The organism is Odoribacter sp. (genome assembly GCF_985060555.1).
In genome coordinates, this window is the sequence record NZ_CFKYFN010000092.1 from 20900 (window position 1) to 33979 (window position 13080).

A 13080-nucleotide genomic window follows, 5' to 3' on the forward strand; every position below is an offset into this window, starting at 1 on the left:
TCCCAAGAAAAGGTATCTTTATTCCGTCTATTCTTTCAGTCCATAAGCCTGTTGTGCCAAACGTTTCACAATGACCACAAAACCACCGGTCAAAAGCAGGTTGAGTACCAAACTCAATACAGAAATAATCAGAGCGGGACCGCCCAGATTATAGCCCATAGCGATGACAATAATTCCGGCCCCAACTTCCCCCCGGGTGAACATACCGACAGAAAGGGCGAGTCTCTCTTCCAATTGCCGATCCCGATAGAAAAACAACGGAAACATCTTTCCCAAATTCGAAAGTAAAGTAACAACGATCACATGCACAACCAATACCTCCCAGGAAGGCATAGGCTGTGCAGCAATAATCCCCACAGCTTCTGTAATCCGGTGTCCATGATCGATACCGATAAACTGAGGTGTACTCAACCCCACCAGAAACATAAACAGATAAGAAATCATTCCGGTTATCTTTTCGTCCCGGTTCCCGTGTTGATGGACAGTCTTCATCACCATTCCCAAGACAAAGGCAGGCAACAATACTTCGATATGAATCGCTCCGTCAGCTCCCATCATCCACTTGGTCAAAAGATAAATACTTTCCGTTACAGCTACGATGCATACAGCATAAAATAAAATAGATTTCCAGGTTTGGGACAACCGGATCGTTCCCAGTTTTTTCCAACCGATCACTAATAAAAAAGTGATCACAATCACCACGGCAAATAACTGCCACTTAAAACCGATCATAAATATTTGCAAGGGAATCATCAGTAAGATCGTATCGAGATCGTCGAAGATCGCCAGCACCTGGGTCTTCTTATAGATCCACTCGCGCCGTAACCCGGCAGCAGCCAGCATGGTAAACAATATACCGGCAGAAGTAGGGGCCGCAAACCGGCTCAATAATAAATTCTCTTTCCAGGCATCCCAATTCCCGAACAAATCGGCAGGCAATAAGAACATATAATAAAAAGCGACCATAATCCAGGGCACGGCAGCAGTAGCCATAGCTATAAAATAATCGGCAGCATAAGATCTCCATTTCGTTTTATCCAATTCGAATTCCCGCCCGACATTAATCATAATAAATGCCAGACAAACGAACATCAAAGTCTTCGCTACCTTTTCAGCTGTCAGGAATGCCTCCCCCAACCAAACCGGTAAACACTGTGAAAGAACTAACCCTAAAACCAAAAATAAAGAAAACAAGAAGACTTTTTTCATTTACAACCAATTAATTATTTATGAATCAAAAAAATACCCTATCTTTATATTTTCAGCAAAGATAAACCGCAGAGGCACATCCTCCAAACCTCAGACCGGAGAAACGTTAAAAAATTCTGAAAATAATTACAATTGTTGTAAAATTTTAAAAAATCGAAGCACTGACCAAGACGACACCCATAATAAACATGCCTAAAATAATACTCTGTACCGACACCTTCCGGTTCCCTTTCAGTTGGGAATTGGGAATCAGTTCATTCAGTGCAGTGGCTACCAATAGTCCGGAAAGAAAAGCTTTCAGTATTCCGGTTAAAACCGGATTAGAATATTTCAGAATAAAAATATAAGCCATCAGGGCTCCGATCGGTTCGAATAAGGAAGCGATCACACTGTAGAATATAGCCCGGCGGCGATTCATCGAATCACTGATTTTATTAAACAGGGCTCCGATCGTCATCCCTTCGGGAAAGTTGTGGACAATAATAGAAAGAACCAGAGGAATAGCCACCAAAGGAGTAGCCAAAAACGACAGAAAAGTCGCCAGCCCTTCGACGAAACTATGGGCGGTAATCGTCAGAAGCACCAATATCGCTACCCGCCGGTAATATTGAAGTGAAGCGTCGTAGCGTTCCACCTCTTTTTTCTTCCACAACTTCACCAGATATCCTAAAGGATACAACAAAACGATACCGACAAAAAACCAGACCGTACTGGTGATTTTCGTCTGAGCATAAGACAATTGGGAGGATAGGATGCTGATCGAATCGGGCATCAGTTTCATAAAAGCGGTATAAATCATTATTCCGGCTGCAAATCCCAAAATGACCGAAAGGGTAACCTGGTTGACTTTTCTGAAATATAACGACGTCATCGCTCCCATAAAAGTAGAAATCGCTGCAACCAGAGTCATAATAAAAGCTAACCAAATATCAGATGACGCAAAACTTGTCATGACCTATCCGTATTTCCTATTCATACTGAATCACCTGTGGTTTTGTTACGTGATAATCATAAAAACTGCCTCTGTTCCCACTGGAAAGTATCGCTTGAAAACTCCTGCCATCCTCAGGAATAGTAGGATAAACGGCAAAACGAAAAGAAATATTTTTAATGACGACATTATCGTTTCTCAGGTTGACTCCTACCCCGAATCCCCAATACGTTTTGCTGTGTACCAATTTTTTATTGTCGGCGGCAATCACACCGAAATCACAGAAAGAAGAAATGGAAACCCGGAATCCTTTTTTAATATAGGGCAAGAAAAAAGTAGTCGCCAAAGAAGACGACAGTTTTTGATTTCCTCTTAGTGTATCGGATGAAAATCCGCGAATATTCCGATCTTCCATATACAAAAAATCGCCCGGATAACGCCGGATTCCTTTCACATAATGTACGTCGTTATAGAAACGGAATTTAAAACTGCCCCAGCTACACAAATTACTGATATGACTGGCTCCCAATTTCAGCGTCCCCCGGGTGAAACCGTCTTCGTTGACATAAGACCCCAAGGCTGCTTCCAGGGCGTAATAACGCTCGTCGTATTTATTAAAATGGGAATAGTGACACTCTCCGGCGATATAGCCATAATTATCGAATTCACTCTTTTCATACCCCGTGGTCAGACTAAGCATCAATCCCGTAGGAATATCTTCCGTACGCCCGAAATCATAGATCAGATTGGCCTTATAATACTTCATTTTGATGTAAGTAAAAGCGGCAAAATAATCCCTCCGGTTATAATACAAATGGTTGGTATCGTCTGTAACCAAAGGACGATTGTTGAAAAGGGTCGTGAAAAAACGACCCGTCAGAAACATATTCTGGTTATAGCTATACCGGTAAGGCAACAAAAAAGATTTACCTAACCATACGTCCTGATAATGATAATTGAACAACTCTTCCAACCGGTTTACATTCCGGTCCGGTAAATCATCCGAATAAAAAACACGTCCTACTCCCATCCCTCCGGCCCATTTCATCCGGTTGGTCAGGAATTGCCTTTCGACATCTACGAAAACTTCTTTTTCACGGTAATCATTGCGGTAATATCCCCGGATGTTGATATGAGTCCCCCAAAGACTGTTCACCTTATATTCCAACTCGTTTCCCCATTTTTTGTCTTTGGTTCCCCGGTAACTGAACTCATAATTCAGGACATGTCCCAATTTCATAAAGTTTTTATTTTCGAGTCCGATATCGAAAGAATTCAAGAAATTCGATTCGACCGTCGCTCCCCACGAAAGCTGATCTTTACAAATGAGGGTAACATTCACCTGAGCAGGGTTGTCCGGATCTTCCGTAACGATCATATTCGCATCATCGATATAATCCAATCTTCTCAACAAAATTTCATTTTGCACCAACTCAAAAGGTACCAATAACATGCCGGGTTTTATCGTCAACTGCCTGCGGATTACTTTTTCGGCCGTTTTCATATGGGTTTTGTTGGCTAAGTTTTTCAGCCATCCCATATCTTCCTCGAAGTAAGTGGTATCGTAAACACTAGTCCCATAAGGAGGCAGAACAACAATAGAAATATCATGAATCACTTTCCCGGAATAAGCTTTAAATCGTTCCTCACTGTTCTGCGTACGCATGACATTCAGATATCCACGATGGGGATTGACGAAGACCATTTTATAAAGTTCTTTCGTCCATTTCGCCTTATAGGCAAAGTCTTTAATTTTGGTATATTCATACCGCAGGGTATCCCGGATCAGACTATCCGGTAAATACACCGGAGACATCTTCATCTGTGCATCAACCGGTAAGGTCATCAGTGGCAAGGAATCCCGCTCCAAAAGATGTTGTAAAGACTGTGCCTGTAAACTTTTCTTAACGGTATCCAGGCGCACAGAATCTTGTACTGCCGGAATCCTATGGTCTATAGCCAGTACCCTTCCAACCCAAAAACAAATGATGAGTATAAATACGATTCTCTTCATCATTTTCCCTCACTCCTCTCTATTTTTCTACAATCAATTTTTCGAAGCCAGGTGAAATCCAGTTTTTCATTTTTCCCTCTTCCAGATAAATAAAAGCGCCTTCCAGTTCAGAATCGGCCAAAACAATCTGCCGGGCTTTTTGCAATCCCAATACCATAAAAGCAGTGGCATAAGCATCGGCTTCCATACAGGTAGGAGCATAAACCGATGCACTGAGCACTTCGGTCTGAACAGGATAACCTGTCTTGGGATTTATCGTATGGGCATACTTTTTACCGTCGTGCACATAAAAATTCCGGTAGTTGCCCGAAGTAGCCAAAGCCCCCTGACTCAGTCCGGCAATCATTTGTAACCGGCGGTTCCGAGCGGTCACATCTTCCTCGGGACGGTCGATTCCTATCCGCCAGGGCCGTTTTTTACTGCTTTGTCCTTTGGCCCTGACCTCTCCTCCGATCTCTACCATATAATCGTTCAAGCCTTTACGCTCGAAGTATTCGGCCACCAAATCTACTCCAAGTCCTTTAGCAATAGAACTGGCATCCAGCGTAATTTCCGGGTATTTTTTCTGCAATTTCCCCTCCGTCAAAGTCAGTAAATCCATACCTACAAATTGCCGTAATGTATCTATACGGGCAGAATCCGGGAAAGAATTTTGTTTAAAACCGAATCCCCAGGCATTGACCAAAGGTCCGACCGTAATATCGAAAGCTCCTTCGGTTTTCCGGTTTACTTGCAAAGCCATCGCATACATTTTCTGAAACAGGGCATCTGTACTATCCGTCTCGTTGCGGTTCAGACGGGCAATAACCGATTCGGGATTAAACATGGAAAGAGAAGCGTTTACCGACTCCATTTGCCGGAGGATTTCCTCTTTCAAATCCTCGTCAGAAGCATAGGATATATGATAAAATGTACCGTAAATCTTTCCTTCGGTATACCGATATTGCTGTACCGGTGTACAACCTCCGATCCCTAACCCCCAGGCCAAACAGATGCAAATCCAATATTTTCCCATTTATTTCCGTTTTTATTACAATTACTCCAATTTAAAAATAATAGCCGAGATTGAAATACACCCCTAATTTCTGGTCCCAATTGGACATATCGAAGGTGACACTGATCGGTCCGATAATGGAATTATAAGCATAACCGGCACCTCCACCCCAAACATCGTCTCCTTTCAGAATATCGAAAAAGCTTTCCGACTGTTTGGCATAATTCCCGGTTAAAGTGATGTAATGCCTCATTCCCAAGCGATATCTCAACTGTAAACGCCCCACGACCACCGAATTATCGAACACCTGCAGATTATGGATACCGTAAAAAGGCAATTGCTGATTCATATACCTTCCGGCTACTTCTCCACCGACATAATTCAGATAAGGAATGGCTATATCGCGTCCGATCAATACCCTCCCGTACAAAGCCGGCAACAGATATACCCTACGGGTCAGCCGGACGGTCGGTTCGAAATCGGCCGATAAGGCCGAAAAAGGAGCATGCCCGTCATAATTGACCATATTATCGGTGTAAAGTGAATAATCAGCCCGGAAACTCATCCCCTTGTCCGGAAAATATTTCTTATCGTAAGTATCGAAATGAGCTAAAGCATAGTAGCTGGCAAATCCTTGTGACTTCAGATTTTCCGCTATATAATCGGTATTGTACAGGACGGATTTATAATTGAAATATTCATACCGTAACCCCAATTGAAATTTGAAATTCCGGAAATAAATATCCGATAAATTCAGGTCTCCGCGATGATAAGAGAAAGTAATATTATCGACTTTGTCTTTTTTATCGTACAGATTGATATCGTTGTATTTGAACATATAGGATACGCCCAATTTTCTCAGCATATTACTGCCGAAAGAATAATCCACCAATACGTAAGGGTTTTTATTCAAACGTCCGGTAATCGACAGTCTGGACCCCCTCAACGCCCTATGGCTAAGGGTTGTATTCAACAGGATCGAAGCCATTTCTTCCGAGTCGAAACGGAATCCCAGATTCAGTGAACTGGCCGGTTTTTCTTTCAGCCGTAGCGTCAGGTCATAAATCTGATCCCCGTTGAGGGCATAGTTTACATTGGCAAAAGCCCCGGTACCGTATAAAAAAGAAATCGCTTTGTGTAAATCATCCATGGTGATGACAGAAAATTCTTTGATCCCGATTTGCCGTTGTATCCATTTTTCATCTTTTTCCTTCACTCCTTCGATAGAAATTTTTCCTATAATAAGAGTGTCTGTTTCCAAAAACCTGTTTTCGAGATGGGGAGCAGCATCTTCGTCCGGTTCAAGACCGATCTGTTTCTTCAAAGCCATAATTTTATCCCAATTGGCCCGGGCTACCCGTTCTCCTCTTTGAATCATCGTATCGATAGCCTCCGCAGTAAAACTGGCCGCAGTAAATCCTTTCAGATCCGGATTCATATACAAATCCACCATCGCTTTATTATTCTCATAACTCTTCATGCCCATAAAAGCCGTCAGCTGATCGACGATCCCCATGATATTATCCAGTCCTTTCTCATCTTTCAACCCTGTGCTGAGATCCACCCCGATGGTAATTTCGGCTCCCATATTTTTAGCCACATCCACGGGAAAATTATTCGAGATACCTCCGTCTACCAATACCATACTATCGATAGTTACGGGAGCGAAAACTCCCGGGATAGCCATACTCGCCCGCATCGCCAAAGGCAGTATCCCCTTGTCCATCACCACTTCTTTCCCATCGATCATATTGGCCGACACACAAGCGAACGGAATCGGTAAATCCCGGAACGGAATCGAATCGTGAAAACCGATGGTCAATTCGGAAAACAGGTTATAAATATTCTGTCCGCTCACGAAACCTGCCGGTACCGAAAGACCTTTTTCCTGGGAAAAAGAAAGGGAAATGAGGTATTTCTCATTGGATTCTTTCTCGGTAAAAGGCTGGTTGAAACGATATACCTTATCGCTCAGCAAGAAAGGCCAGTTCTGCATCCTGACCAAACTATCCAGCGCCTTGGCATTATATCCGACGGCATACAACCCTCCGACAATAGCCCCCATACTCGTCCCGGAAATATAATCGATCGGAATCCCCGCTTCCTCGAGCACTTTCAGCACACCGATATGAGCAACTCCTTTCGCCCCCCCACCACTCAGCACGACTCCTACTTTTTTACGCTGTCCCAGCGTATCGGGACAAATCAAACAAAAAACAATCAGAACAGATAAAATATATCTCATAAGCGTATTCCAAATAATTTGACAATCATCCTAGCTACAAAGCTATGAAAACATTTGAAGATTCGGAAATTTGAGGATTTCGAAATTATTCCTAATTTTGCTATCCGTGTAAAAAAAATGACCATGGCAAAAATACTTGTAATCGACGACGAACGTAGCATCCGTAATTCGATGAAAGACATTCTCTCTTTCGAAGGACACGAAGTCGTATTAGCTGAAAACGGCATGGAGGGATTGGTGTCGGTGAAAACTGAAAAACCGGAGGTGGTGTTCTGTGATATCAAAATGCCTAAAATGGAAGGAATCGAGGTACTGGAACGAATCAAAGAATTTACTTCCGATGTGCCGGTCATCATGATATCGGGACACGGCACCATAGATACAGCTATCGAAGCCATCAAAAAAGGAGCTTACGATTTCATCGAGAAACCGCTGGACCTGAACCGGATTCTGATTACGATCAAAAACGCAACGGACAAAAACCAGCTTATCGAGGAGACCCAAAAGCTAAAAACCAAAGTCAGTAAGAAATACGAGATGATCGGCCATTCGGATGCATTGAATCATATCCGTATCATGATCGATAAAGTGGCGGTTTCCGATGCCCGGGTACTCATCACTGGACCGAACGGTTGTGGTAAAGAATTGGTAGCCCATCAGTTGCACGAAAAAAGTCACCGTAACGACAGAGCTTTTATAGAAGTCAACTGTGCAGCTATTCCTTCGGAGCTGATCGAAAGCGAACTGTTCGGACACGAAAAAGGATCGTTCACTTCGGCGATCAAACAGAAGAAAGGGAAATTCGAACTAGCCTCGGGAGGGACTTTATTCCTCGACGAAATCGGGGATATGAGCCTGGAAGCACAGGCTAAAGTACTCCGGGCCTTACAGGAAAATAAAATCAGCCGGATCGGAAGCGACACGGATATTCAGATAGATGTGCGGGTCATCGCAGCAACCAATAAAAATCTGAAAGAAGAGATTGCCAAAGGACGGTTTCGGGAAGATTTATACCACCGTCTGAGTGTTATAATTATCGAAGTCCCCCCTTTGAAAGACCGTCCGGAAGATATCGACGAGTTAGTGACCTATTTTCTGGAAACCATTTGCAACGAAATGGGGATAGCACAAAAAAATATTACACCGGAAGCTTTACAAGCGCTGAAAAGTTACGAATGGACCGGAAATATCCGTGAACTCCGCAACGTCGTCGAACGTTTGATTATTCTCGGAAGCCCGACAATCACAGCAGAAGAAGTCAGCATGTATAAATAACCCCGATTCATGGATAAATTTCATCTCGTCATCACCGGCCGGAGAAATACCGGAAAAAGTTCTATCGTCAACACGATTTTACAACAGGACAAAGCCGTTGTCTCCCCCATTGCCGGCACGACAACAGACCCGGTAAAGAAAAGTTATGAAATCCCGGGAGTTGCATCGGTCGTTTTAATCGACACTGCCGGAACGGATGACGAAGGTGAACTCGGGGAATTAAGGGTAAAAAAAACGTTCGAAACCATCCGGCAAGCCGATGCAGCCTTACTGGTGATCACCGGCAACCGATTCGGTCATTTCGAAGAAATACTGACCGAAGAATTTCAAAAGTTAAAACTTCCTTTTTTGATCGTACACAATAAATCGGACCTGGAACCTTTACAGGAGCAACTTCGGGAAAAACTCTTGCAAAAATACGGTACCCCGGTTATCGGTTTCTCCACTTGCCAGGCTAAAAGAGAAATGCTGATTCAAAAAATCGGCACTTTGGTAAACCGGCAAAATTCTTCCTCTCTGTTAGGGGATCTGGTTTGTCCCGGCCAAGTGGTTATGCTGGTCACCCCCATCGATTCGGAAGCTCCGACAGGCCGGATGATCTTGCCTCAGGTACAAATGTTAAGAGAGATATTGGACCGGCATGGTATCGGTATTGTCGTCCAACCCGAAGAAATCACGACTTATTTTCAGCGGAATTCGTTACGACCGGACCTGGTAATCACAGATAGTCAGGTATTCGGCAAAATAGCCCCCTGGATTCCCCAGGATATTCCTTTCACCAGTTTCAGCATTATTCTGGCACACCATAAAGGCAATTTCGACCGATATCTGGCCGGGACCTCCCGCATCCCGGAACTGAAAGACGGCGACCGGATTCTTCTGCTCGAATCCTGTTCCCATCATGTTTCCTGTGAAGATATCGGCCGGGTCAAAATCCCCGCCCTTCTTCGCAAGTATACCGGAAAGCAGCTGGAATTCGACCATATCGCCGGCTTAGACCGGATCGAACGTCCGATAACGGATTATGCCCTGATCATTCAATGCGGAGGCTGTATGATCACAGCCACCCAATTGCGCCACCGTCTGCAACCGGCCATCGATGCCCGGATTCCGGTCAGCAACTACGGCATGACTATCGCCTGGCTCCAGGGCATTTTCGACCGTGCAACTCAGGTATTTACTTGTTATCGTCCCAATCCATCCGTTTAAATCCTTGCCCCATAATCTCCTGAGCATTCAGGATCATGGTAAAAGCATGAGGATCGATATGCTGGATGGCCCGTTGCAAAGTAGTCACCTCTTTACGGTTGACGACCGTCATAATCATTTCTTTCTCCGAACGGTTCCACATCCCGTTGACCGGTACGATAGAGCCGCCCCGGTGTAATTCCGAAAGTATAAACCGACGTAATTCTTCTGTTTTTTCGGATATGATGAAAAAAGTTTTATCGCTGGAATACCCACCGATGACAATATCGATTACTTTCCCCATAATAAAAATAGTGATCAGGGAATAAAACGGAGTTTTCCAATCCGGGAAAGCCACAAAACCCAATACCACGATAATCAGGTCGACAGTCATCTGCATCATCCCCAAAGGCCTGCGGGTCAATTTATGTAATACGGCAGCCAAAACATCCGTACCGGCACTCGAAGAACGGGTCTTGAAAATCAATCCGGCTCCGACTCCGATAACCACACCTCCGAAGATACTGGCCAACAATACCCCTTCCTTCGTTGCATCGGGATTGTCGATACCTCCTTTGACCAATTGCAGGGGATCATGTGCAAATTCTGCCGTATAGCCACACCAATGTTCCAGAGCCCACGGAAAACCGTCGGCAAACAAAGCTACCAACCAAAAGCAGATAAAAGTCCTCAAACCGAAATCACGGCCTAATATTTTAAAACCGATCAAACTCAACGGCAGGTTAAAACACAATGCCGCCATACCGATCGGGAATCCCAGTTTCCAGTTCAAAATGGTAGAAATACCATAAATTCCTCCCGGAACGATCTGGTAGGGAGTCATGAAAAAAGTGTAACCGGTCGCTATCACCATAGATCCCAATAAAAGAGTTCCCCAAGTTTGAAACCACCGGGCCGAAAAAATTTTTTCCTTGTAGAAGGAAACTTTTGTAACATTCATAATCAGACAATTAAATTACACGCTGTAAAAAACGATCGCCACCTCCACCACCTCTCCCAATTCGCGCGCAAAGATACCACCCGCTTCAACAATAAAACATGACATTTGTCATCCTTTTACACGAATCGGAGAGGGATAAAACATAAAATACCGGGGTTATGCAATCGTTGGAACACTTAACAATCCTCAAAACCTCATTTTCTTCCGTTAAAAAAACTATCTTTGCCCATAAATGTCATAGAAAATAGCTATAATTGCACAAAATTTTGTGTTTTGTGCAATTTAAAGTCACAACCGCAAGATTTATGAGAACAAAATTAAGTAAGACAAAGAATAAAATCATACATGTTGCCAAGTCTCTTTTCTCAGAAATGAGCGTTTATAAAGCAACGATGAATGATATTGCTCAGGCAGCAAACATGAGTCGGCGGACTTTATATATGCATTTTAAGAGTAAAGAAGAGATTTATCACTATGTAGTCGAGGATCATGTCAAAGACATTAATGAGAAATTGCAGAAGGCCGCAGACTCTGCACTTCCTCCCGACCGCAAATTAAAATTATATATTTTAGCGCGGTTCAATGTGATCGACAATCTGGTCCGTCAGAACAAATACATCCGTTATGATTTTATTTTCAACAATTTGCGAGTTGAACAGTTGCGTAAGGGTATCGATATGAAAGAACGGCAATTGCTAACCCGTATCTTGCAGAACGGTAAAGAGCAAGGCCTCTTCAATATCAATAATCCTTCCTCATTCGCAAAAACGCTGCTGATTATGTTCAAAAGTCTGGAGCAACCCTTTATTATCATCGGGCACCGGAAAAGGAATTATCAGTCGCTGCGTGAATATGTCGACTTACTATTTAATGGAATATTAAACAAAGGCTGAGGATATGGCATACTTCTTGTTAGCACGAAGGTTTGATGTCAAAATCACAGCTAACAGAAACATAATGCTAAATCTATGGAATTGTTTATCAACAAAATTTCCCACTATTTACCGGACTCTGTGGTTCCTAATTCTTACTTCAAGGAAGTAAACGGTCTGGACGACGAATGGATTTATTCCCGGACCGGTATCAAAAACCGCAGTAAAGCAGCTGCAAATGAAAACACCAATACGATGGGGATAAAAGCAGTGGATCTTGCCACCACCGATTTGCCTTATCCCATGGAGGAAATCGATTTAATCATCGCAGCAACCTATTCCCCCTACGATACCGTTGCCACCCCGGCCCATATGGTGCAACGCCGTTATCACATCGAGCATGCCAAATGTGTGAGTGTTTCCTCAGCCTGTTCTTCTTTTATCAATGCGATGGAAATTGCACAAGGCTATTTTGCTCTGGGGAAAGCGACCAAAGCCCTGATCATCGGAGCAGAACACAACACAGCTTATGCCAACGAAAACGATCCGCAAAGCGGCCACCTATGGGGAGACGGTGCTGTAGCGTTTTTTGTCTCTGCCGGGAATTATAGCGGGCATGATCCCCGAATTATCGATATCTATACCCAAGGTCTGGGACACATCGGCAAAGCAGCCGAAGCGGTGTATCTCCGCCCACAGAACGGTGGCATCGGAATGCCTGAAGGACGCGATGTATTTATCAATGCCTGTCATTATATGGTCGAAGCTTTAGAAAAGGTAACCCAAAGTTATGGTAAGACTGTCCAGGATTTGAATTGGATTTCTTCGCATCAGGCCAACCAGCGCATTATCAAAACGATAGCCAGGCAAACCGATATCCCGGAGGAACGTTTTCTGATGAATATCGAACAACGAGGTAACACCGGCAGCCCGAGCTGTGCCATCTCTCTCTCCGAAAACCTGCATAAAGTGAAACCCGGAGACCTGGTCGGCCTTACCGTTTTCGGCGGGGGCTACTCCTGCGGAGCAATGCTGTTACAGTTCTAAAAGCTGAGTGTATAATTAAAACGTCCTATAATCTGAAAAAGGGAGAAAAGAAGAGTAACCTTCAATTCTCCCTTTCTTTAATTTTATGGCAGGTATATTTTTTCTTTCTATTCCGATTCCGGGTTTTGTGCTGTCCGACCGGTTCGCCTGGACCGGTCCGTTAAGGCTTTCCTTCACTGACCGGCGGAACTCCTCACTCCGCAAAAAACTTTACGTTACGTTTCCGTCAGACACCACCGGCCGGCCGTTCGGAAAACCTAACCGGACCCTCGTTCCTGCTCCAATGGTCTTCCGCCATAAAACCCTGCATCTTCCGTCAGCACTACAGGGCAAAGAAGGAAAGT

At 43.9% G+C, this 13080-nt stretch carries 11 protein-coding genes; 5 read left to right on the forward strand and 6 right to left on the reverse strand.

What is annotated here, in order from left to right:
* Positions 1-27: 27 nt before the first annotated feature.
* The 5 genes from AC5RDS_RS12580 to AC5RDS_RS12600 all read right to left on the reverse strand — a co-directional run bounded on the left by AC5RDS_RS12580 (position 28) and on the right by AC5RDS_RS12600 (position 7393).
* A complete protein-coding gene (locus AC5RDS_RS12580; protein ID WP_013611179.1) occupies positions 28-1209 on the reverse strand; it encodes a sodium:proton antiporter in 1182 nt (393 codons plus the stop codon).
* 145 nt (positions 1210-1354) lie between these two features.
* Complete coding sequence (locus tag AC5RDS_RS12585) at positions 1355-2161, reverse strand: ZIP family metal transporter (protein ID WP_013611180.1); 807 nt, start codon at positions 2159-2161, stop codon at positions 1355-1357.
* A gap of 16 nt (positions 2162-2177) precedes the next feature.
* Positions 2178-4157, reverse strand: a complete 1980-nt coding sequence (locus tag AC5RDS_RS12590) for a BamA/TamA family outer membrane protein (protein WP_118103129.1) — start codon at positions 4155-4157, stop codon at positions 2178-2180.
* A 16-nt stretch (positions 4158-4173) separates the two neighbouring features.
* The gene (locus AC5RDS_RS12595) at positions 4174-5169 is read right to left on the reverse strand and encodes an FAD:protein FMN transferase (RefSeq protein WP_118108515.1); all 996 of its coding nucleotides are present in this window, start codon (positions 5167-5169) and stop codon (positions 4174-4176) included.
* Between the two features lie 31 nt (positions 5170-5200).
* A complete protein-coding gene (locus AC5RDS_RS12600; RefSeq protein ID WP_013611183.1) occupies positions 5201-7393 on the reverse strand; it encodes a patatin-like phospholipase family protein in 2193 nt (730 codons plus the stop codon).
* Between the two features lie 123 nt (positions 7394-7516).
* On the opposite strand from AC5RDS_RS12600, the gene AC5RDS_RS12605 reads away from it, so the two are divergent.
* The gene (locus AC5RDS_RS12605) at positions 7517-8668 is read left to right on the forward strand and encodes a sigma-54-dependent transcriptional regulator (RefSeq protein ID WP_013611184.1); all 1152 of its coding nucleotides are present in this window, start codon (positions 7517-7519) and stop codon (positions 8666-8668) included.
* A gap of 9 nt (positions 8669-8677) precedes the next feature.
* A complete protein-coding gene (gene hydF / locus AC5RDS_RS12610) occupies positions 8678-9877 on the forward strand; it encodes a [FeFe] hydrogenase H-cluster maturation GTPase HydF (RefSeq protein ID WP_013611185.1) in 1200 nt (399 codons plus the stop codon).
* On the opposite strand, the gene AC5RDS_RS12615 is transcribed toward hydF, so the two are convergent.
* Positions 9846-10817 (reverse strand): YitT family protein, encoded by a 972-nt coding sequence (locus tag AC5RDS_RS12615; RefSeq protein WP_013611186.1) that lies wholly within the window; start codon positions 10815-10817, stop codon positions 9846-9848. The genes hydF and AC5RDS_RS12615 overlap by 32 nt on opposite strands.
* Before the next feature lie 305 nt (positions 10818-11122).
* On the opposite strand from AC5RDS_RS12615, the gene AC5RDS_RS12620 reads away from it, so the two are divergent.
* The 3 genes from AC5RDS_RS12620 to AC5RDS_RS12630 all read left to right on the forward strand — a co-directional run.
* Entirely contained in the window at positions 11123-11710 is a 588-nt protein-coding gene (locus AC5RDS_RS12620) for a TetR/AcrR family transcriptional regulator (RefSeq protein WP_013611187.1), read from the forward strand.
* Positions 11711-11785: 75 nt separating this feature from the next.
* Positions 11786-12736 (forward strand): 3-oxoacyl-ACP synthase III family protein, encoded by a 951-nt coding sequence (locus AC5RDS_RS12625; protein ID WP_013611188.1) that lies wholly within the window; start codon positions 11786-11788, stop codon positions 12734-12736.
* A gap of 85 nt (positions 12737-12821) precedes the next feature.
* Positions 12822-13080: hypothetical protein (locus AC5RDS_RS12630; RefSeq protein ID WP_494222358.1), on the forward strand; the 259-nt coding region annotated here is incomplete at its 3' end.

Excerpts from the sequence above, each read along its gene's own strand:
- AC5RDS_RS12595 (WP_118108515.1), bottom strand. The coding sequence starts at position 5,169 with ATGGGAAAATATTGGATTTGCATCTGTTTGGCCTGGGGGTTAGGGATC.
- AC5RDS_RS12580 (WP_013611179.1), bottom strand. The coding sequence starts at position 1,209 with ATGAAAAAAGTCTTCTTGTTTTCTTTATTTTTGGTTTTAGGGTTAGTT.
- AC5RDS_RS12615 (WP_013611186.1), bottom strand. The coding sequence starts at position 10,817 with ATGAATGTTACAAAAGTTTCCTTCTACAAGGAAAAAATTTTTTCGGCC.
- AC5RDS_RS12585 (WP_013611180.1), bottom strand. The coding sequence starts at position 2,161 with ATGACAAGTTTTGCGTCATCTGATATTTGGTTAGCTTTTATTATGACT.
- AC5RDS_RS12620 (WP_013611187.1), top strand. The coding sequence starts at position 11,123 with ATGAGAACAAAATTAAGTAAGACAAAGAATAAAATCATACATGTTGCC.
- AC5RDS_RS12605 (WP_013611184.1), top strand. The coding sequence starts at position 7,517 with ATGGCAAAAATACTTGTAATCGACGACGAACGTAGCATCCGTAATTCG.
- AC5RDS_RS12600 (WP_013611183.1), bottom strand. The coding sequence starts at position 7,393 with ATGAGATATATTTTATCTGTTCTGATTGTTTTTTGTTTGATTTGTCCC.
- hydF (WP_013611185.1), top strand. The coding sequence starts at position 8,678 with ATGGATAAATTTCATCTCGTCATCACCGGCCGGAGAAATACCGGAAAA.
- AC5RDS_RS12590 (WP_118103129.1), bottom strand. The coding sequence starts at position 4,157 with ATGATGAAGAGAATCGTATTTATACTCATCATTTGTTTTTGGGTTGGA.
- AC5RDS_RS12625 (WP_013611188.1), top strand. The coding sequence starts at position 11,786 with ATGGAATTGTTTATCAACAAAATTTCCCACTATTTACCGGACTCTGTG.